We start from the raw sequence: 24,769 nt of genomic DNA, 5'->3' as shown, positions 1-24,769 counted from the left end.
GCCAATAAATTAACAATACAGAGACACTTAGCAGGAAAGCTCGATTATTACAGTGACAGTCCCTTTCGATGATCTCCAGAAAAATGCCGCCACGACCCTGATTAAACTCGCCCTGGAAGAAGATCTGCAGCAGACAGGTGACCTCACCTGTCAGGCAATGATTGACCCGTCAGACCAGGCAGAAATCCAGATTGTCGCCCGACAACAGGGGATTCTGGCCGGCTCACCGATCACATCTCTCATCTTCAATGAACTGGACCGGACAGTCACCTGCACACACCATCTTTCAGACGGGGATACACTGGAGCCCGGTTCCGCCGTGACGACCTGCGCCGGACCACTCGCTTCCATTCTGATCGGCGAACGGACCGTGTTAAACTTTCTGACTCACCTGTGTGGTGTGGCCTCGCTGACTGCCCGTTATGTGAAAGCAGTCTCAGGCACGAATGCGACCATTCTGGATACACGAAAAACGCTACCCGGCTGGCGCGTACTGGAAAAATACGCGGTCGCTGCCGGTGGTGGTACCAATCATCGAATGGGACTGTATGATGGCGTTCTGATCAAAGATAATCATCTGGCCGGCTGGGCCTCCCGGACTACTCAACCGACGATTGCCGCTGCGATCCAGCAGGCACGCGAATCAGTCAACGGCCAGAAACCAATTGAGGTTGAAGTGGACACACTGGATCAACTGGCGGATGCATTACAGGCAAAGCCGGAGATCGTACTACTCGATAACATGTCCCCAGAAATCATGAAACAGGCGATCGAAATGCGGAATGCGAACTCTCCCTCGACGCTGCTGGAAGCTTCCGGGGGCATTACACTGGAAAGCATCCGCAGCGTGGCAGAAACCGGCGTGGAACGCATCAGCGTGGGCGCACTGACGCATTCTGTGATTTCACTGGATTTAGGATTCGACTGGAAACGCCGTACGTAATATGGTCCTTCGGATCAAGACTTCACTTCTGTACCATTAGATCTTCACTCATGAATAAATCGGCTGCCAACGACTCTGCTCCTCTCGAAGACCGTCCTTTGTACGTGCAAGGTGCTATCGTCTGGCTGTTCCTGTTTTCTATAATCTTCATCAGCTTCACGCTCCCCAACAGCAATCCGGCAACCAGTCGCTGGGACGTTTTTACTTATCTGCCTGTTCTGTTGATTGATCTGGTTGACCCCCTGCCCGTTGAAAATGCGCCTCCCTCAGGTTGGACCTATTTCCCGCAACGCTTTCCCTTGGTGGAGATTGCTTTGACGGTTCTCGCTGGCGCCTGGGGACTGGGTATACTGCTGACCCGATTGATCAAGGTTCCGCTGAAACCGTTCACGGCAGAACGCACTGTCTTCGCGTATGGCGTGGGCATTTCTGTAGTTTCGCTGCTGACCCTCGGGGGCGGGCTGCTGGGAATCCTTTCCCAATCGCTCTGTTACCTGGTGCTGATTCTCTCTGCGGTGGTCGGTTTCGGCTCGGCGATTCAGGAATCAAAGCAGAAAACAGGGGCTTTTTTTCCATTTCGGTTCAGACTGCCGGAAACCTTTGGGTATGAGGAACTGTTTCGGATTGGTTGTTTGATACTCATGACTCCGTTTGTGTTGAGCATGTTGCTGGGATCGATGCTACCTTCGACTGATTACGATGTACTGGAATATCACTTTGGTGGTCCGAAGGAATACTATCAGCAGGGATATATAGGTTTCCTGCCACACAATGTTTATACCAGTTTTCCTTTTCTGACCGAGATGCTGACTCTGCTGGCAATGACATTGAAAGCCGACTGGTTCTCTGGCGCGCAGGCCGGCAAGCTGATTCTGATGACATTTTCCCTGTTCTCAGCGTTGGCTGTATTTGCCACAGCCCGTCGCTGGTTTGGTTCCCATGCAGGCTGGCTGGCAGTGACGATCCTGCTGACGACTCCCTGGACCTATCGGATTTCGATTATTGCCTATACGGAAGGAGCACTCTCTTATTATCTGATCGCCAGTCTGCTGAGCCTGATACTCGCAATTGAAGTATTGCTCAATTGGTCTCGATCCGAATCACCCGAGGATGCCAATTCACAAACAATCGGTACCGATACTCCCCCGTCACTCTGGGCGTTTACCTGTCTGACCGGTTTTCTGTCTGGCTCGGCAATGGCCTGTAAGTATCCTGGTGTATTATCCGTCGTGATCCCCCTGGGAATGACACTGCTGGGCTTCAGTTGGGTTCTGCTTAATCAGAATAAAAAGCAGCGTCATACTGTCACGCTCAAGCTGGGTGTGCTTTTCTCTATTGGAACATTATTCGCCATCGGACCGTGGCTACTCAAAAATCTGGTGGAGACGGGAAACCCCGTCTATCCTTTACTCTATTCTGTATTCGGGGGGACCGATCTGAGCGAAGCACTCAATCAGAAATGGAAGGGCGGGCATAGTCCTAAGGATCACAATCCCGTCGATCTGGCGATCAAATTCATTGATGTTACTTTTAAAAGCGACTGGTTAAGTCCGCTGCTGTTCAGTCTGGCACCGCTGGCATTCCTAAAACATCAGCATCGCCGTTTGATCTTCTGGCTGTGGATATATGTTGGCTTTCTGTTTATTACCTGGTGGCTGTTTACCCATCGGATTGACCGGTTCTGGATACCGATGATCCCTGTGGTCTCCGTATTGGCGGGAATTGGAGCGACCTGGTGTTCACGAACGATCTGGAAAGTCAGTCTGTCGGCAGCCATCTGCCTGGCAGTCCTGTTTAATCTGGGAATCGCCACCAGTGGTCTGAGTGGCAACAACGCGTATCTGGACGATATGAACCATGCTCAGAAGTTTGCCCTGGCGATGACCGGACCGGAAATTCTACAGCTGAATGAGATGAAGTTAAAACCGGATCAGGTGGTACTCTCAATTGGCGATGCTGAGCTGTTTTATGCAGAGTTTCCCGTGATATATAGTACTGTCTTCGATGAAGACATCTTCAAACAGTGGACCGCACAGCTTGAACCAGATGTGCCGGACCGTTCATTGAAAATGAAACCGGCTCAAGAAATCGAAGAGAAATTCAAAGCAGAGCATATTGCTTACGTGTATGTGAACTGGGCAGAAGTATTAAGATACCGTCTGCCCGGTTCATATGGATACACCGACTATGTTACCCCTGCCCGCTTTCAACAACTGATTCAATCAGGAGTCCTCGAACCGCCGTTACCGAATCGGTTTAGCTATCGAAAACTCGATTCCTTCAGAAAAGAAGATCTGGAAGCATTGCTTGAATGGGCACCGGAACTGGTCGTGGAGCGTGATGGGGAGCGGTATTTCATCACCGCTCAGATCTTTCCTGTCGCGACTTCGCAATGAAGTCTACGTCCGCGACGTTCAGCCAACCGGTGGTACGAAGTCATTAATTTCCCGCCGGGCAGCTCGATGATCCCGCGGAAAATCGGGGATGATGATGTCGCTGTCATCCAGGTTCTGATAACCCCGTGGTTTGCTCTCCAGGAGACAAAACCGTTCAAATTCATCGATGTGAATCGAATCGCAATTGATGGCTTCCGCCAGTTTTTCATCTGTCTTATTCATAATTCAGTCCCCCTCCTGTACAGACTGTAAGGCTGATTGCCTCACGAATCGCATCACGTATTCTATCTGACAAAAGTGGAAAATCCTACCAAATTCTGGCTGGACACTTTCATTTTTGCGTCTAAAACGTCACAAGGCCATGATATCAAAGTACATATATCTACGCCACAAGCCATCAATCCTGCTTTTCGAGAGTGAACCTTCTCTGATTCTGAAGCGTCCAACTTGCGGGCATTGACCATCGACGTCGGGAATTCAATAATGGGTCAATGCCACAATTTATTAAATCTGTATTCGAATATTTGAGCCAATTATGACTTCGAGTTTATCAAATGTGCCTGATGCATCAGGCCGTTTTGGAGAGTTCGGTCGACGTTTTGTCCCTGAAACTCTGATGCATGCCCTGGAGGAATTGACCCGGGAATATGAAAAAGCAAAGCAGGATCCCTCATTCCAGGCAGAACTGGATGACCTGCTGAAAAACTATGTCGGTCGTCCTAATCCGCTCTATTTTGCGGAGCGACTGACGCAGCATTGTGGCGGCGGAAAAATTTTCTTCAAGCGCGAAGACCTCAATCACACCGGCGCGCATAAGATCAACAACACGATCGGTCAGGCATTGCTGACTATGCGGATGGGGAAAAAACGGGTGATTGCCGAAACCGGAGCTGGCCAGCATGGTGTTGCATCCGCAGTCGCCTGTGCCCGCTTTGGGATCGAGTGTATTGTCTATATGGGTGAAGAAGATATTCGTCGTCAGAAATTGAATGTGTTCAACATGAAGATGATGGGCGCGGAAGTGAGAGGAGTCACCAGTGGCTCACGCACACTCCGAGACGCCGTCAACGAAGCGATGCGTGACTGGATGTCGAGCGTCGAGACCACACATTATATTATCGGCTCCGTAATTGGCCCCCACCCCTTTCCCATGATGGTGCGAGATTTTCAATCTGTCATCGGCAAAGAAGCGCGGGCCCAATGTCTGGAACAGACAGGTCGCCTGCCCGATCATGTCATTGCCTGTGTTGGCGGTGGTTCCAACTCTGCAGGGATGTTTTATCCCTTTATCGACGATGCATCGGTTAAGCTGACGGGCGTCGAAGCTGGCGGAAGAGGCCCTGAACCGGGTGAGCATGCCAGTACACTCAGCTATGGTGCCAAGGGCGTACTGCATGGCAGCTTTGGCTACGTTTTACAGGACGATGACGGTCAGACAATGGACGTGCATTCGATTTCCGCCGGACTGGATTATCCTGGTGTCGGACCCGAGCACAGTTACTGGAAAGACTCGGGACGCGTCAATTACACCGCCATCACCGACGACGAGGCTTTGGAAGGTTTCCAGACAATGGCAAAACTCGAAGGGATTATTCCCGCGATTGAATCATCACACGCTATCGCTCACGCGATTAAAGCGGCTCGGGAATCTGGCCCCGATGAAACGATTGTCGTCTGTTTATCCGGTCGAGGAGATAAAGATGTGAATGAGGTTGCCCGCCTGTTAGGACGGGAAATCTAATCTCGCTGGTTTCATTGCTCCCTGCATCCATCCCCTGATCATTTAAATAAAGTAGTACTGCACATCGTGACAACATCCATCTCAGAAAAATTTGCCCAGGTCAAATCTGAAAACCGCATGGCATTCATGCCCTTCATTACAGCCGGTGACCCTGACCTGGAAACCACTGTTGCTGTGCTGAAAGAGCTGGCGGCGCAAGGCGTGGACCTGATCGAAATCGGCTTTCCCTACAGTGACCCAATCGCTGATGGCCCCGTCATACAGGAATCGTATACACGTGCACTCAACAACAAGTTTCATGTTCGCGAACTGTTTGAAAGCCTGAATGAGCTTTCTGCCGACAAATCTGTCAGCCTGCCACCGCTGGTTGCCATGGTTTCCTATGCCATTATCTTTCGCTACGGCGCAGACAGGTTTTTGCAGGAAGCTGCCGGCGCCGGCTTTTCAGGTCTGATCGTCCCCGATCTCCCCGGCGATGAAGCATCGGAATTTGCTGACCAGGTCAAAGCTTCTGAACTGGATCTGGTACAGCTCGTTTCTCCACTGACTCCGGAAGAACGCACGAAACGCATTGTGCAGTCTGCCAGCGGCTTCATTTATTGTATTTCAGTGGCTGGAACCACTGGCGTACGTGACGATCTCCCACCAGAACTGACGGCCCATCTTGAGTCATTACGCCAGCTGACGGATCTTCCTTTAGCAGTCGGTTTTGGTATAAGTAACCCGGAACACGTCAATACGCTCCGAGGAAAAGCGGATGGTTTTATTATCGGCTCTGCGATTGTGAAACAGTTCGCCGCTTTTTCTGATGCCAGCCAGAAACGTGAAGACATAATCGAGCGTATTGGTGAATATGCGGGCAAGATGGCCGCCGCGACTCGCGGTTGAACTTTACGCCTGCTTTCGCGTTCCAGGATTTTTTCGTACAAACGGGTAAAACCAGACGCCGTAAGGCAGGTATTCAGGGACGATCCGTTTCTTCAATCGCTTTGGATTCGCAAGCTTCCAGCCAAATTTCCCCTCAAGCAATTCAGCGGGGACTCCGGCTGCAGTAGCATGTTTTTCAGCGGCGGGAAACGAATCGACTATTTCCACTGTGCCTACCAGAACTCCTGTGGGAAGAGTCGTCACGTCAATACCGGCTTTCAATGCAGCCTTCACAGCATGTGGCGTGGTCGCCAGTTTCCTGGAAGCATAAACATAAATTGTGCCCCGAATCTGTGTCTGACTGGAGCGAATTTCAATCGTCTTTTCGCCACGCAGTATCAGTTCTGCCCAGGGTTGCCTGATGCCTAATGCAGGCAGTCTGTGATCAGGGTGTGAAATGCGCTTCGTCATCGAATGTTCTACACTTCAAATGATTCATGGTACTGGGGAATGATCGGATCCTCGTCACACTGATCCCGGATTAACATGGCGAGTGCCGACGCCGATTCCGGTTCGCCGTGCACCAGAAAGACCTGTCCGATATTTCCCCGTTTGGCCGATTCTTCGTACCACCATTTAAAGTCTTCCACATCTGCGTGCCCGGACAGACCACTCAATTGAACCACTTTCGCATTCACATCATAATACCGATCAAAGATTTTCACCCTGGGATCCTTATTCTGTAAACGTCGGCCTAAAGTGTGTGCGGCCTGATAGCCCATGAGCACCACCGTATTTTCCGCATTGGAAATTCCGTTTTTAAGATGATGTCGTACCCGACCATTTTCACACATGCCACTCCCGGCGATGACAACGAACGCCCCTTTGCGTTTATTCAACGCGATACTTTCTTCGCGAGTGGAGACATAATCCAGTAAAGAAAATCCGAAAGGATCCCGATCGGTTGAAATTACCCGTTGTACGTCGTCATCCATATCCTGTAAGTGGGCACGGAAAACAGAGACCAGCCGCGTGGACAGCGGACTGTCTACAAAAACGGGAATGTGGGGGATACGTTTTTCATTGTAGAGATCATTCAGGTAATAAATGATCTGTTGAGTACGCCCCAGGCTGAACGCGGGAATGATCACGCGTCCTTCCAGCCGATATGCTTCATCCAGAATCTGTGCCAGTTCCTCTTTTACATCAGCAGCTTTTTCATGAACTCGATTGCCGTAAGTACTCTCTGAAATCAGCACCTCACAACCTTCAATCAATTCCGGGTCGCGAAGTAACGGCAGATCGCGTCTACCCAGATCGCCGGTAAACACCAGATGTCGCCACTCGCGCTGGTCTTTGATTTTCATCTCGATGATGGCAGAGCCCAGGATATGACCTGCATCCAGAAAACGCACTTTCAGATCATCACCCAGTTCGTGCCATTGCTGATATTCCAGGCGTTCGAACTGTTTGGCAACTCCAATGACATCATCTTCGGAATACAATGGTTCAATCGGAGGATGTTTGTCTTCGAGCTTTCTGGCCAGATAGCGTGCATCTTCTTCCTGAATACGTGCACTGTCCTTCAACATGATTTCAGCAATATCCGCGGTTGCCGAAGTACAGAACACCGGCCCTCGAAATCCTTTATTGAACAATCGAGGCAGATTCCCGCAGTGATCCATATGGCCATGCGAAAGAAAGACGGCATCCAGTGATTCGGGAGGATACTCAAAGCGACTGTTTTTCAGATACGCTTCTTGCCGATGACCTTGAAACAACCCACAGTCCAGTAAAATGCGGCGGGAGTCAGTTTCGATTAAATGCTGGCTACCCGTGACTTCACCAGCGGCTCCCAGAAACGTAATTTTCATCTATGGCTTCATTTCCAGATAAAATAGCAGGACGGACTTCATACTTCTGAAACCGTGAACGGATTCAGATCACTATTTCCTGTTCGTTCTGAGTTGCTGTATCGGTGCGATCAGAGATGCTGTACGAATCCTGATGACGCCCTGTATAAGCGACGATTAATTCTGCCAGCAGTCCCAAGCTGATGGCCTGCCCCCCCAGAAACGTTGCGGCGATGGAATAGGCTAACAGAGGTCGATTTCCGATTGGGCCAAACCCCATGCCAAACAGATTCGTCAGAATCCAGATCAGCCCCAGATAACCCAGCCCCAGAAAACCTAAGGCAAGACATCCCAGGCCAATAGCTCCCAGCATGTGCTGTGGCCGTTGTCCGTATCCGGTTAGAAAGCGGACCGTCAAAAGATCCAGGAAGCCCCTGAGGAATCGTCGCACGCCGTACTTGGAATGACCGTGTTGTCGCTCGCGGTGATGGACTGGAATTTCCGTGACTTTAAAACCACGGGCGTCAGCCAGCACGGGTATGAAACGGTGCAACTCTCCGTAAATCCGAATTTCTGCGGCAACTTCTTTCCGAAACAGCTTGAAGCCACAGTTGTGGTCGTGCAACTGAAGTCCGGTCAGTTTGGCAATCATCCAGTTAAAGACTTTACTCGGATAGACTTTATGCCAGGGATCAAGACGACGTTCCTTCCAGCCATTGATAACGTCATAACCTTCGTTGAGTTTCTCCAGGAACCGGGGGATCTCTTTCGGATTGTCCTGCAGGTCGGCATCCATCATCATGATCACCGATCCCCGCGCAGCCCGCATTCCAGCTGTCAATGCGGCCGCTTTGGCAAAGTTGCGGCGAAAGCGAATCCCGGAAACACGACCATCCTTGGCAGCCATCCTGGAGATAATCTCCCAGGAACGGTCTGTGGAACCATCATCGATAAATATCACTTCGAGATCAATGTTATGCTGCTGACTCGTGTCACAGATCTCCTGATACAGCTGTGGCAGACTTTCGGATTCATTTAAAACCGGAATCATGATAGAGAGCACAACACACACACCTTTCACTCGTTTTATATTACTACAGAATTTCATTTGTCTCGGAAGACGGCTCGTTCCGGCCTGTCTCGGCCGCTGACGAAGCTTGACTCCCGATACTATAGTATAAGATAAAGGCAGACAGTAATTCACTGGTAAATGAAACGATTCGTATTAATATCGCGGCAACAAACGCATTTACGTCTCCGATTAACGGAGAACCGGCAAGGATTGCCGAGATTACCCCTTCGCGTACACCCAGACCTGCTGGCGCAAATAATGCCAGAAAACCCAGTGCATAGGCAGCCGAGACGGCCGCGATCCAGCGTGGCCATTCCTGCCAGACCAGGCCTTGATCACTAATCGAGGCCAGCGTCATCCCCAGGCTTAAACCGTGCAGGCTCCAGCTGAGCAAAAACATCAACACACCGGCATATAACAGTCGCAGGGAAAACTCCGGCTGTGGTTCTGCGGCGGATGCTTCCACATTGGAACGGGTGAACTTCTTTGAGAATAAATTTAACAGGCGTGCCACCAGAGGCAGAGAGACAAAGAGAACCACCAGAATTAAAGTGGGAACGAGAAAAGGATGTGATTGAATATACCGAATCCAGGCGGGCCATTGATCCAGCTGATCGGCGCTGATCGCGAATGGAATCAATGCCAGAAACAGAACCAACCCGACGCCCATGACCGCCAGCGTTTCATACGCAGCCGTCACAGCGGCAATGGAAACACGAACACCAGATTCCTTGAGTAACGTCGCACGGATCAGCAGGACGGTTACTTTGCCGGGAATATACTTTCCCAGGTGACCGCAATAATAGGCGCGTGCTGTCGGCCAGAAATCAACCTGTTCCCCGGAGGCAAGCATCAGTTTCTGCCAGAACCAGACAGTGGGTAACCAGGCAATAAAATAACAGACGCCGGCCAGGATCAGCCAGATGGGCCTGATTTGAATTTCTGTAATCGCTGCCTGTTGCTGCGCATACAGTTGAGCCCCCTGCTGCCAGACAAAGTAGAGTACCAGCGCCAGCAGTCCCCATTTCGTCAACTTCCAGGCAAGAGCGGAGCCAGTCGTTTTTGCAGATACGGCTGATTTGTCAGGCATGAAAGATCAGACTTTGAGAGAAAACTTGAAAGAGGAGTGATACCGCAGCAGCTAACTGGCAGGCTGACTTTCCTGGCTGTTTTTCAGAAATAACTGCTTCACAGAATCTCTCAGCAGAACAACAATCGTGGCAATTCCCAGGAGAGTACCAAACGGGAACATCGGACATTCACAAATGGCAACGATAAAACAGAACCGATAGTTTTCGTAACGTGCCAGACATTGTCCGGCCAGAATGATACAGAATAAGATCGCGAAACCAATCAAGAAAAAGATGACCCCAAAGCCGATCGTCAGGGACACTTCCAGCTCGGGTCGTGTTTGTCCCAGATAGTCTCGGGCGGCGTCCGACAATTCTTTCAATCCATTATAAAATATCAGTGTCACCAGAACATTAAGAATGCCAAAGAGGATCTGTAATTTGGAAAGCAGCTGCAGATGTCGCTGATCACGGTCCATTCGAAGAGCCCAATTCATTCAGACGGGTACAATTAACACTTGAAACAATAAAGCTGATCTCTCAATTCCAGACTGTGATTATGGCACTGTTGCAGCTTGAGGTACAGGAATCGGCTGAGGTTTTCCTGATTCACGGAATACACCGGTCTCCAGGAAACGCAGCGTATGGGCAATCGTTTCCGGATCATTCATCATGAACGAATGCAGAATCGGTATCAAAATAAAATCAGCCGCTCCCGGCAGGCGGGTACTGCTGACAGCGACGGTTCCATCATCGTCTCCGCGGATCAGTGGATTGTAGCCTTTCAAGGTATTTCGTCCCCCGGCGACGATACCAAATTCAAATGGTGGTGTTGGCAGATTGCTGATAAAATCACTGTTGGCTTCGGTGACCAGTTGCTGACCAGCGGGACCAAATATGGCTTTAAACAGTAAATTGGATCGGAAGCGATCAGCCATATCAGCTCCCCGGTTGGGAACTCCCAGCATCACCATGCGTTTCACGCGCGGGTCCACAACATCCTGTTGAGCCAGCCACGAGCGCACAACCAGCCCTCCCATGCTGTGCACCACCAGATCTATCTCGTCGATCCCCTCGAGTGATTGAATGACTTTTCCCAGAAAATTGGCATTTTCGGGGATCGTGCGTCGCGTACTTGGATAATCGAAGGGAACTACCAGCCAGCCTTTCTGCTCGCATGATTCTTTCATTTTTACGAACGACTTGGAGGAGCGGATGATGCCATGTATCAGAATCACCGCTTTCCCCTGCATAGGTGGGATCTGCCGGGCCGCCTTCATCTCTGCCAGGCGGTCTCGACAGTGCTCCAGTGATCCGCTCGCGTGCCTCTGGTCTTTCGGATCCAGCAGACGATAATGTTGGCTGATGACATGCTGCTGAATCTTCCAGCCCTGAAAAAACTGTATATCCCCCCAGAATTGCCGTCCACCCATGGTTTTCATTACTAATCCCTTCGCTGGGTATTCTTCATTTTGAATCTTAGCTGATGACGGAGCAGTCTCTTCAGCCTGACAGAAAGCCGAGAGAAAAAACAGGAGTGCCAGTACCGAACAGGCGTAGAAAATCTGTCTCATATTTCCTGCTCTCCGGTACTAACTTTCCTGCAAAAGAGTTAAACTGATTTCAGGCATTGTATCGATTTCCCGAATCCATAAGAATGCCTTTTAATCCAGCGGCTGTTTATTTTATGATGACCTGACTGATCGGTGACAGCGCAGGTTTTCATAACTATAACCTCTCAATTATGCATATTATCAATTCCCCCGGGAAGGACAGACTTACAAATGGATCCGCAATCGAGTTTATCAGATAATCCCCTCCTGGTTTTAGAAGGCCTTCCGCGTTTTGATCGTATTGAGCCTCAACACATTCAACCAGCGGTCAAAGCACTTCTGGAGCAGTCAGAAGCAGGGCTGAAAAAAATCGAAGCGGAAGCGCAGCCTTCCTGGGCTGGTTTGCTGCAGCCTCTGGAAGAACTGGATTATCCCTGGGAACGTTCCTGGGGCTCAGTAGGTCACCTCCTGGGGGTGAAAAACACTCCTGAAATCCGTGAAGCTTACGAAAGTGTTTTACCTGACATTGTTGCGTTTTCATTAAGTGCCAGGCAGAGCAAACCCATCTACGAAGCTTTAGTGGCTCTGCGGGACAGTGAAAACTGGAATTCGCTCAATGACGCACAAAAACGGATTATCGAGAAACGAATCCTGTCAGCGGAACTGGCCGGCATCGGTCTTTCCGGCGAACAGCTGGTCCGATTCAATGAAATTGCCAGAGAACTTTCGAGCCTGTCCACGAAATTTGCCAACAATGTACTGGATGCCACAAAAGCATTTACGCTGATCATTACCAGTGCCGATGATGTCGTCGGCTTCCCTGACAGTCTCAAACAGTTGACCGCACAATCCTATAACAGTTGGGAAGAGAAAACACCTGAAATTGAAGCGACTCCGGAAGAGGGTCCCTGGCGCATCAGCCTGGACTTTCCCTGTTTCGGCCCGTTCATGCAACACTGCCGCAAGCGGGAGTTGAGGGAAAAAGTATATCGCGCATTTATTACGCGTGCGTCGGAAGGTGAAATCAACAACGCACCACTGATTCCAGAAATTCTCAAGTTACGCAAAGAGAAAGCACAACTGCTCGGGTATGCCAACTTTGCAGAAATCAGCCTGGCTGAAAAAATGGCACCCGGTATCGACGCCGTGCTGGAGATGGAAGAACGACTGCGGACGGCCTCCATCGATAATGGCCAGCAGGATTTGAAAGAACTGCAGGAGTTCGCCGCGGCGCAAGGTGAAACCGAACCCATTATTAAATGGGATTTCGCTTTCTGGTCAGAGCGTCTGCGGGAACAGCGATTCAGCTATACCGATGAAGAATTACGGCCCTATTTCTCGCTGGAAAAAGTATTGGATGGGCTGTTTCAACTGGTCAATCGCATCTTTGGGATTACAGTCACCCAGGTCACCGACGACATACCGGTCTGGAATAAAGACGTCCGGTACTTCAATATCGCGAATGAGTCCGGAGAAAACATCGCCGGCTTTTACCTGGACCCCTATGCCCGTCCTGCCGACAAACGGGGAGGTGCCTGGATGGATGACTGCCTGGGTCGCAAGATTGTGAACGGAAAGGTTCAGCTTCCAGTCGCACACCTGGTTTGCAACTCGACACCTCCGGTGGGTTCCAAGCCCTCATTGATGACGTTTCGAGAAGTGGAAACACTGTTCCATGAGTTTGGCCATGGTCTGCAGCATATGCTGACCACAATCAACGAAGCTGATGCTGCCGGCATCAATGGAGTGGAATGGGACGCCGTCGAGCTTGCCAGTCAGTTCATGGAAAACTGGTGCTATCATAAACCGACCTTGCTAGGGATGGCTAAACATTTCGAAACGGGTGAAACACTGCCCGATGAACTGTTTGAAAAAATCAAAGCCGCACGCAATTTCCAGGCAGGAACTCAAATGTTGCGTCAGATTCAATTTGGCGTTGTCGATTTGAAACTGCACAGCGAATTTGATCCGGAAGGTGCTGAATCCGTTTTTGACGTGCAGCGCGAAATCAGCAAAAGCACTTCCGTCCTGCCGATGCTGCCCGAGGATCGATTCTTATGCTCGTTTCAGCATATTTTTGCAGGCGGCTATGCAGCCGGCTATTTCAGCTATAAATGGGCTGAAGTCCTCAGTGCGGACGCCTTCAGTGCATTTGAAGAGGCAGGCCTTGATGATGAAAAGGCTGTCGAGGCGACCGGGCGTCGGTTCCGGGATACCATCCTTGCGATGGGAGGCAGTCGCCATCCGATGGATCTGTTTAAAGAATTCCGTGGTCGCGAACCGAGCCCTGAACCACTTCTCAGGCATACGGGACTACTCTCAAACGAAGAATAATTCAGCTCAGACAGAGCCGGTTTCAAACACTTGTCTAGTAGAAAAGCCGGTCTTGTCGGGTGCTGAAGCCTTACTGCTAAAATGCTTGCAGGAAATAAGTTCGAGTGATATGATCCGGCCACTTCAGCTGTATCATTTCCCTGCATTTAGGAACGAAACAAGGACGGTATCAGATGGCAAATCAGCTTGAGCAGGCGATTAAAGACAAAACGGCAACCATTGGAATTATTGGCTTAGGCTATGTCGGGCTGCCTCTGATTGATGCGTTTGTGAACAGCGGTTTCAAGACACTGGGTTTTGACGTTGATCAAAACAAGGTGGAACAGCTACAGGCCGGTAAGAGTTATATTCAGCACATCCCCTCAAAAACAGTCACCAACTGGCTGGAGAAAAAGCAGTTCGAGGCAACTGCGGAAGCTTCGCGGATGAAAGAGGCCGACGCCCTGCTGATCTGTGTGCCCACTCCTCTTACAACCAGTCGCGATCCCGACCTGACTTATGTGGAAAAAACCACAGAAGCGATTGCCGCCAGCCTGCGTCCCGGGCAACTGGTCGTCCTCGAAAGTACCACTTACCCAACCACGACGCGAGATGTACTGCTGCCTATATTGGAAGCGACCGGGCTCAAAGTTGGCGTAGACTACTATCTCGCTTACAGCCCGGAACGGGAAGATCCCGGCAACCCGGATTTCTCTGCTGCCGGAATTCCCAAAGTGGTAGGCGGGCTGGAAGAGAACAGCCTGCGAATTGCCGCCGCTCTGTACGAACATGCGGTCGTGAATGTCATCCAGGTTTCCTCGGTAGAAATCGCCGAAGCCTGTAAGATCCTGGAAAATACCTATCGCGCTGTCAATATCGCGATGGTCAATGAACTCAAAACATTATTTGACCGCATGAACATCGATGTCTGGGAAGTCATCGATGCCGCCAAAACCAAACCCTTTGGCTTTCAGGCTTTTTATCCGGGCCCTGGCCTGGGTGGTCACTGTATTCCCATTGACCCGTTTTACCTGAGCTGGCTGGCACGCAAGGAAGGACAGACGACCCGCTTCATCGAATTAGCCGGGGAAGTGAATACCCGCATGCCTCGCTACGTGATTGATCGGCTGTCAGAATTCCTCAACCAGAAGTCCAAACCACTCAGAGGCAGCAAAATCTGCATGCTGGGTGTGGCCTACAAAAAAGATGTTGACGATCCACGCGAAAGCCCTTCTTTCCACCTGCTTGATCTGATGCTGGAACGGGGCGTCGAGTTCACTTATAACGATCCACATATTCCGAAACTTCCCAAGATGCGGCACCACAATGTTCCCGCTATGGAGAGCCAGGAATTAACGCCTGAGTACCTGGCGGCACAGGATTGTGTGCTGATTGCCACCGATCATACAGCTTACGACTATGAGTTCATCGTCAAGCACAGCAAGATGATCCTGGATACGCGCAATGCAACTAAAAATGTAAAAACCGGTCGCGAGAAAATCTTCAAGGCGTAAGAGCCCTGATTCAAATTCAAAGCAAACAGCCCGGCGCACTTGAGCCGGGCTGTTTTCAGATACAGATAGCCGACAGTATCTCAGGCTCTGGCTGTGATTTCCTGAAACGCCTGTTTCACCGTCAGAAACTGTTCGACATCAAGCACAGGCTTCAGATCATCCGTGGAATAATCCCGAGAAAGTTCCACCCAGGAATGACAGCCGGCATATCGGGATTCCTGGTCCACTTCTAAAGGATGGTCCATTCGATAGACGCGAACCAGCAATACGAACAAACCCGGTTTTCTGTATTCAAACCGCTGCTGGATTGTCGCTTCGTTCAATACCTGCAATGACTGCAGACACGAAAGCAGGGACGGATCTTTCAGTTCCAAAACCGCTTCGACGACAGAATACAGCCCCAGATTCAGCTTCCCGGAATCAGGTTCCTGCGCCAAAGGTTGATTCAGCAAATCGCTCTTCTCAGACTGTAGTTGTTCGGCTCCCTGATGAAAGCGTGTGGGGAACATCCAGAATTCACCATGCTCTACGCGAAAGCCGGCTTCCCCTTCGTGAATGCCCCCCTTACGAACAATCACCGATTGGGTTCCCTCTTCCAGCGCAGCACACACAGCTCCCCATTCTTTCAAAGCGATTCGATTCTGGGACTGCATTTTTCTGCCCGATCACGCATTACAAACGAAATTACTTTTGGGAACGAGGATTTTGCATCCAGTACAGATACCCATCTTCGGCTCCGACAATCAGATCACGCACACCGTCCTGATCCCAGTCGACCGTACAGGGACTGCTGGTATGCCCGGCCAGTTTTCGTGCACTCAACGGCCCTCTGTTCTTGAGTACTGTTTTTCCCTCGACTGTTTTTTCATTGCGGTAAAAATCGGCATTCATGCTGTTTACCAGTAAGTCAAGTCGACCATCCCCGTCCCAGTCGACCACATGGATTTTATAGCGTCCACTTCCGCCGGCGCGTTTGGGATTGAGTTGAATCGGCTTTAGCGATTCATCCACGAAGATTCGCTTCCCGGGCAGTAACTTCAAATCCTGCCCCGACCCCGCCCGTTCGAAAATTGACAGATAACCTTCATGGTCCAGCATCACCAGGTCCATCAGGCCATCCTGATTATAATCGACGGCCACGGGTGTGGTACGCCACTGCGTTACCAGTTGATTACCACGGGGGTTCCACCAGTTCCACTCCGGCTTCGGTACCTCTCCATCCCATTCAACTTTAACTGTCTGTGCCCGCGCCAGTTCAGGCCTGGTTCTGGTGCCGATATTCTGGTACCAGAGAATTTCTCCCCAGATCGAATTTACCAGCAAATCGGGCAGGCCATCCTGATTCCAGTCCGCAACGGTCTGGGTCGTATAGCCCCACTTTGCTTCACACGGCCCCTGGATGGAACCATTGGGTCCTGCCTGAATCCGAATGGGTCGTCCTCCTGCCTGCAGGTAAACGGGTTCCGCCAGTTTGGGAGAATGAGGGTCCCCATCCAGATTTTCTATCAGACCAATATAGCCGGCTGTATTTCCGACGATCAGGTCTTCATCACCATCACCGTCCCAGTCAAAAGCATAGGGAGTCGCCAGCGCACCAAACTTGACTCCGGCTGCTTTCTGTCGAAAATACCGGGGAGGCAGAAACTGAGGCAGGCCTCCCAGAAGCTCTCCCGTATTCTCCATAAACGCGACGCGTCCATCTTCATCTCCAATTACCAGATCAATATCCCCATCCTGGTCCCAGTCAATCGCGGAGGGAACTATCATCTGCAGATCCATCTGAATGGGCTGACCGTTATCGTGCAAGCGACGACCAGCAACATAATGCGGCTTCGTGCGGGATCCGGTATTTTCAAAATACGTCAACTGATCCAGAAACTCACCACAGATCAGGTCCAGATCGCCATCATGATCAAAGTCCGCAAAGTTAGGTGAAGGCCAGCCGAATACTTCGAGTGGTTGATCGCCCACTTTGATTTTCGTCGGCTTCTCATATTCCGGTTTCTGATCCGTTCCTGCATTGTTCAGAACATACACAAATCCATGCAGTGGACCATTCGTCCATTGTCCTTCTGAGTTATAGGCATCATCCCAGCCATAATCGCTCCAGTCTCCTACAGCAACCACCAGATCCTGATCTCCATCGCCATCGTAATCAACATAGTACCATTGATTCGCCCGAACTTTTTTTCCATGCACATTGCGATCAACTGGTAACTTAGTCAGTTTGTCAAATCCGTGCTGTTTGAAGTCGACCACTTCCTGTCCTGCGACCAGGACACGGGGAACGCCATTTACATAGGAGAGACAGGTATTGTGATAGCCTTTTCCGAGACGGACCCCTGGTTCAAAGACCGGCATTTTAGTTTCTCCATTCGAACTGTTTTCGAAAAAATAGGTTCCGTTGGAAGGCTTGTCCGGACAGGAGACCAGCAGGTCCATGTCACCATCACCATCAAAGTCCATGGGCAGCGGCCAGGCCCACAAGCCAACTCCCAGATCCACTTCAAGACCGGGATTGTGATAGGTTAACTGTTCCAGATCTTCTGCATTAGCTGCTGAGAAAAACAACATGACAGAACAGAGAGCGGCAACGATTCGAATGCGAGGCTGAGCGACCATAATGGAATTTCCTAAATCGGAATGAGTAGTATCGTTCATTTTGTACTGACGTGCTATAATCCCACGACTTCTGCTGTACCTCTATTTAACTCGAATCTACTGGAAGAATCCAGTCGTTCAAATCCGTACAAAATCAATAAGTTGAAATATAATGAACTGGTTATTGTTGTGTCGTCTGCTGGGGCTCGTGGGTATGCTCGTGGGAGCTTCCATGGTTTTCAGCCTGCCCTGGGCATTTCCCGTTTTTGGTGAAGCTGCCGAATTCGAAGCCGCAGGATTCTGGGGAATCTGCGGGGCGATCGCCTGCAGCCTGGGTTCCGGTTCCCTGCTCTATCTGATCGGTCGAAAAGAGCATGGCACCATCTTGCGAAAAGAAGCCCTGGCCATTGTGGGACTGAGCTGGATCTATTCCGGAATTCTGGGCTGTCTCCCCTACCTGTTTTCCGGTTCGATGGTGGCACCGGATCTGCCGATGACCATTCCTGATGCCCTTTTTGAATCCATCTCCGGATTTACGACCACCGGGGCTTCTGTACTCCGTGAACTCGAAGACCCGGCACTGATACCCCGCTCGGTACTGTTCTGGAGAAGTTTCACCCACTGCCTGGGCGGAATGGGGATCATTGTTTTGTTCGTGGCCATTTTGAGTCACCTTGGCGCCGGTGGAAAAGCTCTTATGAAGCGCGAAGTTCCCGGCCCCACCAGTGAAGCGGTCAGGCCACGCGTGCGGGAATCGGCGATTGTGATGTGGGTGATTTACGTCACATTTACTCTGGTACTGGCTTTGATTTTGTGGCTGGAAGGGATGAGCGTGTTTGATGCGTTCTGTCACAGCTTCGGTTCAATGGCAACCGGAGGCTTCAGTACACACAACGCCAGCGTCGGCTATTTCAACAGCTGGCTGATCGAATTTACAATCGCGGTTTTTATGGTAATCGCCGGAACGAACTTTTCACTCTACTTTCTCTCACTGAAAAACCTGCGATCACGTGACCATTCATGGAAACATTTTTTTGCGCCGCTGCGGAATGATATCGAATACCGTACGTACTTAATCATCCTCGCTTCGGCAACCATTTTTCTGACGTACAACCTGTTAAGCAATCAGATCTATAACAACCTTCCCGATGCCTTGCGTTACGCCGGGTTTCAGGCGGTGTCAATCATGACGACCACCGGTTATGGAACAGGTGATTTTGATACCTGGAATGAATCTTCCAAAATGTTGTTGCTGCTGCTGATGTTTGTCGGAGGCTGCGCCGGCTCCACCGCAGGGGGGATCAAAGTGATTCGGTTTGTCCTGTTTGCCAAGATCATCTGGCTGGAAATTGAAAAATCATTTCGCCCGAATGTGGTCCGTCCCGTCCGGATTGGCTCTGCCAATATCGAACAGGGGATTCGCAATGATGTCACCGTCTATTTCAGCCTGGTTCTGATTATATTCATTTTCAGCAGCCTGTTATTGACAGCGATTGAACCGAATACCGAATGGCAACAGAATAAACCTGAAAAACTGATCGACTGCACCAGCGCTGTCGTTGCGACTCTCAATAACATTGGTCCTGGCGTCGGAGAACTGGGGCCTACCGAAAACTACGCCGACTTCACACTCTCGGGGAAAGTAATACTGACGGTATTGATGCTGCTGGGACGACTTGAACTGTTTGCGATTCTCGTTTTGTTTGTTCCCAGCTTCTGGAAAAACTACTGACAAACAAACTACCGACAAAAAAGAGCACAGCCTCATATAAGACCATGCTCTTTATTTAAAATTCAAACTGTGCTTGTTTACAGTTTTTGCGGCTTCTGGCCTGTTTTGTATTTTTCAGGTCCGGTACCGGAATTATTCGGATCGTATTCACCAGCCAGATCTGCTTTTGCGCCAGCTGTCGGGATTTTGTCTTCCATTCCCAGTGACCATAAAATTCCATTCAGAGCCAGCTTCCTGACATTGGGATCTTTAAAGTCAAACGGGTGGGCAGTCGTTGTAAAGAAGACACGTCCTTTCGTTCCCTCTTCACCGGTATAGGTTTTGGTCCACGCGACCGGATTGTCCAGGGGATACTTATCCAGGTTGCCTTTCATCTCATGCCCCGACTTGAGTGAGTGCCCGGTCAGTAAAGGCTGACTGTCACCTGCCAGTTGATGTCCTTCGCTTCCCCCCTCCACATGGTACAGCCAGGAATAAGCTTTATAAGGTTCCACGCCTCGTAAGATCGGATGGTCTTTGGCGTCAACATTAATCGTCACTTTGGTGAGGTACTCATGTCCGTCGCCGAAATGGCCGTGATGCGTGATCCATTTCTGTCCGACCAGCTCTGCGATTTTTTTATCATTCCATTCTTGATAAGGACTTTTCGGATCCCGAAACAGAAATGCGTGAGTCGCTGTACGAAAGCCGACGACCGGTTTTCCCGATTTAACATACTTCAAAAAATGCTCGAACTGCTCCGGAGGCAGATCCCGAAAGCGGGTGAACAATACCATCAGATCCGCATCATCCAGGACTTCCAGACCGCTGATGGATTTCTGATTTCCCGGCGCGATATGTCCCTCTTCATCCAGGGAATAGCAGACCGTGACGTCAAAGCCATAATCGCGTTTCAGAATTTTTGCCAGCATGGGCATGGATTCTTCAGAGCGATATTCATCGTCTCCGGTAACAAACACAACATGCGGTTTATCTGCAGCCTGCGTTTCCATAGTGAATAGTGATCCCAACAGAAACGCAGAAAAAACAACCAAGAGATAAGACGACGATTTCATGAATACTCCTGCCAACGCTGAGGGCTTTCAGTGTACGAAGCAGGACAACCGGCTCCGTTTCAGCTTTTATCGTAGCGAACCGGGGTGCCTGAAATCAATTGTTGAAAGGCAGAACTCTTGACCTCGGCTCTCATATTCTGCATGCTGGAAATCACACGAATCGTTCATCTTCCTGCCCACGACAGGAATTGCTTCCTCTTTTTAAGTTTCTAATGATATGAAATTCCACACACACGGCGCTCGACCGACCGTTGATTTCGTTTTGCTGCTCCTCTTTTTAAGCAACACGTATGTCACCGCAGCACCTCCCCAGAATCTTCCTGCGGTTTCAGAAAAGCATATCCAGCTGCGGGGCAACTATCTGAACAGTAAGCATCTATTCGAATCGACCAAATCCGGCCATGTTGCATTTCTGGGCGGCTCCATTACGGAAATGAATGGCTATCGTCCGATGGTCATGGAATTCCTGAAAAAGACCTTTCCCGACACCAGCTTTCAGTTTACTAACGCTGGCATTTCTTCCACCTGTTCGAATACGGGAGCCTTCCGCACAAATCGTGATGTATTGAGCCAGGGTCCCGTCGATCTGTTCTTTGTGGAATTCGCCGTCAACGATGACCAGGATGCAGGTCATTCAGAAGCCGCCGCCATCAGGGGCATGGAAGGCATCATTGCCCAGATCCGTCGCCACAACCCGTCTGCGGATATCGTAATGGTTCACTTTGTGAATCCCTCCATGCTGGAGACCATTCAAAACAAACAGAAACCTCTCTCCAGTTCCAGCCATGAACGGGTTGCCCGCCACTACCAGGTCTCTACCGTTGACCTGGCGAGTGAAGTCGCCCGTCTGATTCAGGCGAAACAGCTGACCTGGGAACAGTTCGGAGGCACCCACCCCGCTCCCTTCGGAAATGCCATCTGTGCAGCCATGATTGAAAAACTGCTGACGAAGGCCTGGCAGGAATCGGGAGAACCGGTCAAACATCCGGTGCCAGCCAAATCACTCGACCCCCACAGTTTTATCAAGGGACATTTCATTGATATCAAAAATGCGAAACTGGAATCAGGCTGGACCATTGAGGTACCCGGGTGGGATGACATCCCCGGCAGTAAACGCAGCCGCTTCACCAGCATTCCCATACTGACCGCAAATAAGGCGGGAGCGGAGCTGGTGCTCGATTTCAAAGGAACCGCATTGGGCGTCTTTGTCGTGGCCGGCCCTGATGCCGGTATCTTGGAAGTCAGTATTGATGATGGTCCGTTTCAGCCATTCGACCTGTATCATCACTATAGTAAAGGTTTGCATTATCCTCGCACTGTCGTCTTTAACAGCGAATTGAAGCCGGGAAAACATCAGGCGAGGATTCGTGTCAGCGGGAAGACATCCAGCACAGGACACGCTGCGCGGATCATGTCATTTGTGGGCAATTAAAAGAAATCGAGCCGTGCGTCAAACAGTTTCTGACGGTCTCCTCGATTTTTGAAATCATCCAGCATGGCTTTCATATCGGGGCGCAGAAAATCATTGAACTTCCGCTGACCGTCTATGCGGACTTCCAGGCGTTTATCAAAATCGACCAGTTCCGGATTGAGCCAGAGCGTGTTGATCTTTCCGCCTGAACTGACATAAATCACATTGCCTAATTTGATGCTGACTTTCAGGCTCACGGGGCGCGTGCGGATACGCTGATTCCCGGTAAAATTGACCGGACGCATAATCTGAGGAGGAAAGCCTTCCGTGCGCACCCAGTAATACCGATTATCGATCGGACGTAGAATTTTTTCTTCAAGCTCTTTGGGATACTTAAACCGTTTCTGGAGTTCCATCCAGTTAAACAGATTGTGAATCTCTTCGTAATAGCTTTCATAGCCGCGGCCTTTGTACTCGGCATAAATCACATCATAGCCATAGCGCATCATGCGATTGATCACCAGCGAATTATGCTCCAGAGTATCCCGGTCCAGCTCACCTCCCACAATGTAGAAGGGCAAATCTTTGGCATTCTGCCAGTAGTGCAGGTTGAAGGCACTGGTTTTGCCTGCAATGGGAATCACGCCGGCAAACAGGTCCGGATGCGACATCCCGATATCAAAAGCTGCATCAGCGCCGGTTCCGTGTCCTGTGAGAAATACACGGTCCGAATCCACATTGAAGCGTTTTCGCGCATCGCGAATGGATTCAATGACAGCGTAATGTGCGGTGACATTGTCCTCGTAATTGTGCTGGTCTTTCTGCAGGTATTCCGGTGCAATCACGATGTAACCGCGACGTTGTGACTGGCCGGGGCCATCTTTATACTTGCCCCACCAGCCCAGTTCTGAATCGGCACTCAGAGTAGAAGGACGCAGCGCGACAATCATGGGATAGGTATGATGCGGATCATATTCAATGGGTAACAAAACGGAATATGACACGGGCACTTCGGCGTTCGGGTCTGTCACATGAACGGGAAAGGAATCTGTAACATCCCGCACTGGCGCATCCAGAATGGGTGGCAGGAGCGGAATCATCTGTTTGACGACTGCCGCGGAGATGCCTTCCAGTTTACTCAGCGTTTCAAGCATATTTTCGCGGAGTTGCTTATTTTCGGTCCTGAGGTACTCCAGGACCTGGGCCCGGGCCGTCCACAGGTTCAACGCGGTATTCAAATCGGTCGCGACATTTGCTGCACCTACGATCCAGCCTGAATAAGCCAGCGCCAGCTTTTCCCGTGCCGTCAGTGAATCATCACTTTCCAGATTGAGGAACGCCCCCAGACGATCAATGGTTTCGAAATTAAGCTGGGACATCACCTCGCGACGGTATGCCTGCAGGAGCTTTCGCGTTTCGGGATCCTGGATCTCTGCTTCCAGCTCTCCCAGTCGAATGCGTGCTTTATCGATCTGCTCCTGTCGTTTGTGGTAATCATCCTGAACTTCGCGGATCTGACGTAGAATGGATTGCGCCACATTATTAGTAGGAAACTTCATGATGGCATCTTGTGCCAGGCGATGCTGGCCTGCTCTGCGACGCTGGTTCAGTTCATCCAGCAATTGCTGGCTGTGCAGTGTGCGCAACTCAGAAACATACGTCGCGATTTTATCTTTGTATTCCGGGAAATCATTTTCTATCGCCTCAAAAGCTTCTCCAGCAGGCAGGTAAAGGCCGGCCTGAATATAGAACCGGGCCACCGCGATGCGCTCATTCGGGTTCAGGTGATCGATGGCGTTGTTCAGCATGGCGTCCAGGATTTCCTCCTTGATCGAAGTCGTACGCAGACCAAGATTCCATTGCTGTTTGAGTCCTGTCAGCTTAAGGTGATGCGGTGTGATCTCGGTAACACCCTGCAGTAAAGGCAGACTGCCTTGACTCGTATTCAGGGTCACGGTCCGTCGACCAAATTTATCGAAATCGGTAACATCAATATATGATCCGACGGTTTTCAGCATCTGGTTCCGCCCCGTAACCTTCTGTGGCAGCTTGAACGTTTCATATCGTGAGAGATCCTGATCGTTATTCATCCGGACCGTCGCGCGGCGGGGGACAAAATAACGAACCATTCCATCATCGATCAGAATGATCGGAAATGCTTCCAGCTTGCGGGGAGGCAGTTCCACTTCGACATCTTTAGCTTCAAGGCGAGACGCCAGTGTTTCCGTCAGCCCCAGAATCGGTACGACATCTCCCCGGAGAATCGTACCATTTTCCAGTTCCACCTCACCGGCGTGTGCAGTCGGAAGCAGAGATAAATTCATTACAAGGAAACATAGAATCAGCGCAGACACAAAACGGGATGGAAATAATCGACCAGAGCTGTGTTGGGAATCAGAAACGAATTCAGGTATTAGTCGTACAGTCATACTGGTTTCATCGACAGACTGTCTGTCCGAATTTGAGAAATTAAATATCCCTGTCGATAACCTACGATTACTCGAACCGTTCATTGGCAATAATTCAGGAGAAATCGCTGAATTTGGCAATCCAGTGCCTCAACACCGGTACAAACAGAGAACCAGGGTAATCTGTTCCGACTGAAACGATAATCCGTTTCGCCCCACCGGAGAAATTCAACTGTATCC

The 24,769-nt window shown here is 50.4% G+C and carries 19 protein-coding genes; 8 read left to right on the top strand and 11 right to left on the bottom strand.

The window, feature by feature from the left end; all coding sequences use genetic code 11:
* Window positions 1-52: 52 nt before the first annotated feature.
* Together nadC and AACZ40_RS08565 are read left to right on the top strand one after the other, a co-directional pair.
* Complete coding sequence (gene nadC / locus AACZ40_RS08570; RefSeq protein ID WP_339674028.1) at window positions 53-943, top strand: carboxylating nicotinate-nucleotide diphosphorylase; 891 nt, start codon at window positions 53-55, stop codon at window positions 941-943.
* A 50-nt stretch (window positions 944-993) separates the two neighbouring features.
* Complete coding sequence (locus AACZ40_RS08565) at window positions 994-3,339, top strand: hypothetical protein (RefSeq protein WP_291174143.1); 2,346 nt, start codon at window positions 994-996, stop codon at window positions 3,337-3,339.
* Window positions 3,340-3,357: 18 nt separating this feature from the next.
* Here AACZ40_RS08565 and AACZ40_RS08560 read toward each other — a convergent pair whose 3' ends face one another.
* Window positions 3,358-3,561 carry a hypothetical protein gene (locus AACZ40_RS08560; protein WP_291174145.1) on the bottom strand — a complete coding sequence of 68 codons (204 nt, stop codon included), beginning with the start codon at window positions 3,559-3,561 and terminating at the stop codon, window positions 3,358-3,360.
* Between the two features lie 313 nt (window positions 3,562-3,874).
* Between AACZ40_RS08560 and trpB the strand changes: the two genes are divergently transcribed.
* Both trpB and trpA read left to right on the top strand, forming a co-directional pair.
* Window positions 3,875-5,080 carry a tryptophan synthase subunit beta gene (trpB, locus tag AACZ40_RS08555; RefSeq protein ID WP_291174147.1) on the top strand — a complete coding sequence of 402 codons (1,206 nt, stop codon included), beginning with the start codon at window positions 3,875-3,877 and terminating at the stop codon, window positions 5,078-5,080.
* A gap of 66 nt (window positions 5,081-5,146) precedes the next feature.
* Window positions 5,147-5,968, top strand: a complete 822-nt coding sequence (gene trpA / locus AACZ40_RS08550; RefSeq protein WP_291174149.1) for a tryptophan synthase subunit alpha — start codon at window positions 5,147-5,149, stop codon at window positions 5,966-5,968.
* A 3-nt stretch (window positions 5,969-5,971) separates the two neighbouring features.
* Here trpA and AACZ40_RS08545 read toward each other — a convergent pair whose 3' ends face one another.
* From AACZ40_RS08545 to AACZ40_RS08520, 6 genes are all read right to left on the bottom strand, one after another.
* Window positions 5,972-6,418, bottom strand: coding sequence for an ASCH domain-containing protein (locus tag AACZ40_RS08545; protein WP_291174151.1), 447 nt, complete (start codon window positions 6,416-6,418; stop codon window positions 5,972-5,974).
* An 8-nt stretch (window positions 6,419-6,426) separates the two neighbouring features.
* A complete protein-coding gene (locus AACZ40_RS08540) occupies window positions 6,427-7,821 on the bottom strand; it encodes an MBL fold metallo-hydrolase (protein WP_291174153.1) in 1,395 nt (464 codons plus the stop codon).
* A gap of 64 nt (window positions 7,822-7,885) precedes the next feature.
* Complete coding sequence (locus AACZ40_RS08535) at window positions 7,886-8,863, bottom strand: glycosyltransferase family 2 protein (protein ID WP_291174155.1); 978 nt, start codon at window positions 8,861-8,863, stop codon at window positions 7,886-7,888.
* A 31-nt stretch (window positions 8,864-8,894) separates the two neighbouring features.
* The gene (locus tag AACZ40_RS08530) at window positions 8,895-9,962 is read right to left on the bottom strand and encodes a lysylphosphatidylglycerol synthase domain-containing protein (protein WP_291174157.1); all 1,068 of its coding nucleotides are present in this window, start codon (window positions 9,960-9,962) and stop codon (window positions 8,895-8,897) included.
* Window positions 9,963-10,013: 51 nt separating this feature from the next.
* Entirely contained in the window at window positions 10,014-10,421 is a 408-nt protein-coding gene (locus tag AACZ40_RS08525) for a hypothetical protein (RefSeq protein ID WP_291174159.1), read from the bottom strand.
* 78 nt (window positions 10,422-10,499) lie between these two features.
* Entirely contained in the window at window positions 10,500-11,384 is an 885-nt protein-coding gene (locus AACZ40_RS08520) for an alpha/beta fold hydrolase (RefSeq protein ID WP_291174161.1), read from the bottom strand.
* A 342-nt stretch (window positions 11,385-11,726) separates the two neighbouring features.
* Between AACZ40_RS08520 and AACZ40_RS08515 the strand changes: the two genes are divergently transcribed.
* Window positions 11,727-13,829, top strand: a complete 2,103-nt coding sequence (locus tag AACZ40_RS08515) for a M3 family metallopeptidase (protein ID WP_339674021.1) — start codon at window positions 11,727-11,729, stop codon at window positions 13,827-13,829.
* Between the two features lie 173 nt (window positions 13,830-14,002).
* The gene (locus AACZ40_RS08510; RefSeq protein WP_291174164.1) at window positions 14,003-15,322 is read left to right on the top strand and encodes a nucleotide sugar dehydrogenase; all 1,320 of its coding nucleotides are present in this window, start codon (window positions 14,003-14,005) and stop codon (window positions 15,320-15,322) included.
* Between the two features lie 80 nt (window positions 15,323-15,402).
* Here the strand turns inward: AACZ40_RS08510 and AACZ40_RS08505 are convergent, their stop codons facing one another.
* Window positions 15,403-15,975, bottom strand: coding sequence for a DUF1802 family protein (locus AACZ40_RS08505; protein WP_291174166.1), 573 nt, complete (start codon window positions 15,973-15,975; stop codon window positions 15,403-15,405).
* Window positions 15,976-16,006: 31 nt separating this feature from the next.
* Window positions 16,007-17,944 carry a VCBS repeat-containing protein gene (locus tag AACZ40_RS08500; RefSeq protein ID WP_291174169.1) on the bottom strand — a complete coding sequence of 646 codons (1,938 nt, stop codon included), beginning with the start codon at window positions 17,942-17,944 and terminating at the stop codon, window positions 16,007-16,009.
* A gap of 151 nt (window positions 17,945-18,095) precedes the next feature.
* On the opposite strand from AACZ40_RS08500, the gene AACZ40_RS08495 reads away from it, so the two are divergent.
* Window positions 18,096-19,655 carry a TrkH family potassium uptake protein gene (locus tag AACZ40_RS08495; RefSeq protein WP_291174171.1) on the top strand — a complete coding sequence of 520 codons (1,560 nt, stop codon included), beginning with the start codon at window positions 18,096-18,098 and terminating at the stop codon, window positions 19,653-19,655.
* A 77-nt stretch (window positions 19,656-19,732) separates the two neighbouring features.
* Here AACZ40_RS08495 and AACZ40_RS08490 read toward each other — a convergent pair whose 3' ends face one another.
* Entirely contained in the window at window positions 19,733-20,710 is a 978-nt protein-coding gene (locus tag AACZ40_RS08490) for a ThuA domain-containing protein (RefSeq protein WP_291174173.1), read from the bottom strand.
* Between the two features lie 217 nt (window positions 20,711-20,927).
* Here AACZ40_RS08490 and AACZ40_RS08485 point away from each other — a divergent pair, with 217 nt between their 5' ends.
* Window positions 20,928-22,142 (top strand): SGNH/GDSL hydrolase family protein, encoded by a 1,215-nt coding sequence (locus AACZ40_RS08485; protein WP_339674017.1) that lies wholly within the window; start codon window positions 20,928-20,930, stop codon window positions 22,140-22,142.
* Here AACZ40_RS08485 and AACZ40_RS08480 read toward each other — a convergent pair.
* Window positions 22,139-24,445, bottom strand: coding sequence for a hypothetical protein (locus tag AACZ40_RS08480; protein WP_291174177.1), 2,307 nt, complete (start codon window positions 24,443-24,445; stop codon window positions 22,139-22,141). The two genes, AACZ40_RS08485 and AACZ40_RS08480, sit on opposite strands and share 4 nt — an antisense overlap.
* Between the last annotated feature and the right edge of the window lie 324 nt (window positions 24,446-24,769).

This window comes from uncultured Gimesia sp., from assembly GCF_963972345.1.
Taxonomy (GTDB): Bacteria; Planctomycetota; Planctomycetia; order Planctomycetales; family Planctomycetaceae; genus Gimesia.
The sequence above is the reverse complement of the archived record's forward strand: the minus strand, read 5'-3'. Positions and strand labels throughout refer to the sequence as shown.

What these genes read in the sequence shown, in the direction of transcription:
- AACZ40_RS08565 (WP_291174143.1), top strand. Translation starts at nt 994, where the DNA reads ATGAATAAATCGGCTGCCAACGACTCTGCTCCTCTCGAAGACCGTCCT.
- AACZ40_RS08560 (WP_291174145.1), bottom strand. Translation starts at nt 3,561, where the DNA reads ATGAATAAGACAGATGAAAAACTGGCGGAAGCCATCAATTGCGATTCG.
- trpB (WP_291174147.1), top strand. Translation starts at nt 3,875, where the DNA reads ATGACTTCGAGTTTATCAAATGTGCCTGATGCATCAGGCCGTTTTGGA.
- AACZ40_RS08545 (WP_291174151.1), bottom strand. Translation starts at nt 6,418, where the DNA reads ATGACGAAGCGCATTTCACACCCTGATCACAGACTGCCTGCATTAGGC.
- AACZ40_RS08540 (WP_291174153.1), bottom strand. Translation starts at nt 7,821, where the DNA reads ATGAAAATTACGTTTCTGGGAGCCGCTGGTGAAGTCACGGGTAGCCAG.
- AACZ40_RS08530 (WP_291174157.1), bottom strand. Translation starts at nt 9,962, where the DNA reads ATGCCTGACAAATCAGCCGTATCTGCAAAAACGACTGGCTCCGCTCTT.
- AACZ40_RS08525 (WP_291174159.1), bottom strand. Translation starts at nt 10,421, where the DNA reads ATGGACCGTGATCAGCGACATCTGCAGCTGCTTTCCAAATTACAGATC.
- AACZ40_RS08520 (WP_291174161.1), bottom strand. Translation starts at nt 11,384, where the DNA reads ATGAAAACCATGGGTGGACGGCAATTCTGGGGGGATATACAGTTTTTT.
- AACZ40_RS08515 (WP_339674021.1), top strand. Translation starts at nt 11,727, where the DNA reads ATGGATCCGCAATCGAGTTTATCAGATAATCCCCTCCTGGTTTTAGAA.
- AACZ40_RS08510 (WP_291174164.1), top strand. Translation starts at nt 14,003, where the DNA reads ATGGCAAATCAGCTTGAGCAGGCGATTAAAGACAAAACGGCAACCATT.
- AACZ40_RS08505 (WP_291174166.1), bottom strand. Translation starts at nt 15,975, where the DNA reads ATGCAGTCCCAGAATCGAATCGCTTTGAAAGAATGGGGAGCTGTGTGT.
- AACZ40_RS08500 (WP_291174169.1), bottom strand. Translation starts at nt 17,944, where the DNA reads ATGGTCGCTCAGCCTCGCATTCGAATCGTTGCCGCTCTCTGTTCTGTC.
- AACZ40_RS08495 (WP_291174171.1), top strand. Translation starts at nt 18,096, where the DNA reads ATGAACTGGTTATTGTTGTGTCGTCTGCTGGGGCTCGTGGGTATGCTC.
- AACZ40_RS08490 (WP_291174173.1), bottom strand. Translation starts at nt 20,710, where the DNA reads ATGAAATCGTCGTCTTATCTCTTGGTTGTTTTTTCTGCGTTTCTGTTG.
- AACZ40_RS08485 (WP_339674017.1), top strand. Translation starts at nt 20,928, where the DNA reads ATGAAATTCCACACACACGGCGCTCGACCGACCGTTGATTTCGTTTTG.
- AACZ40_RS08480 (WP_291174177.1), bottom strand. Translation starts at nt 24,445, where the DNA reads ATGAATTTATCTCTGCTTCCGACTGCACACGCCGGTGAGGTGGAACTG.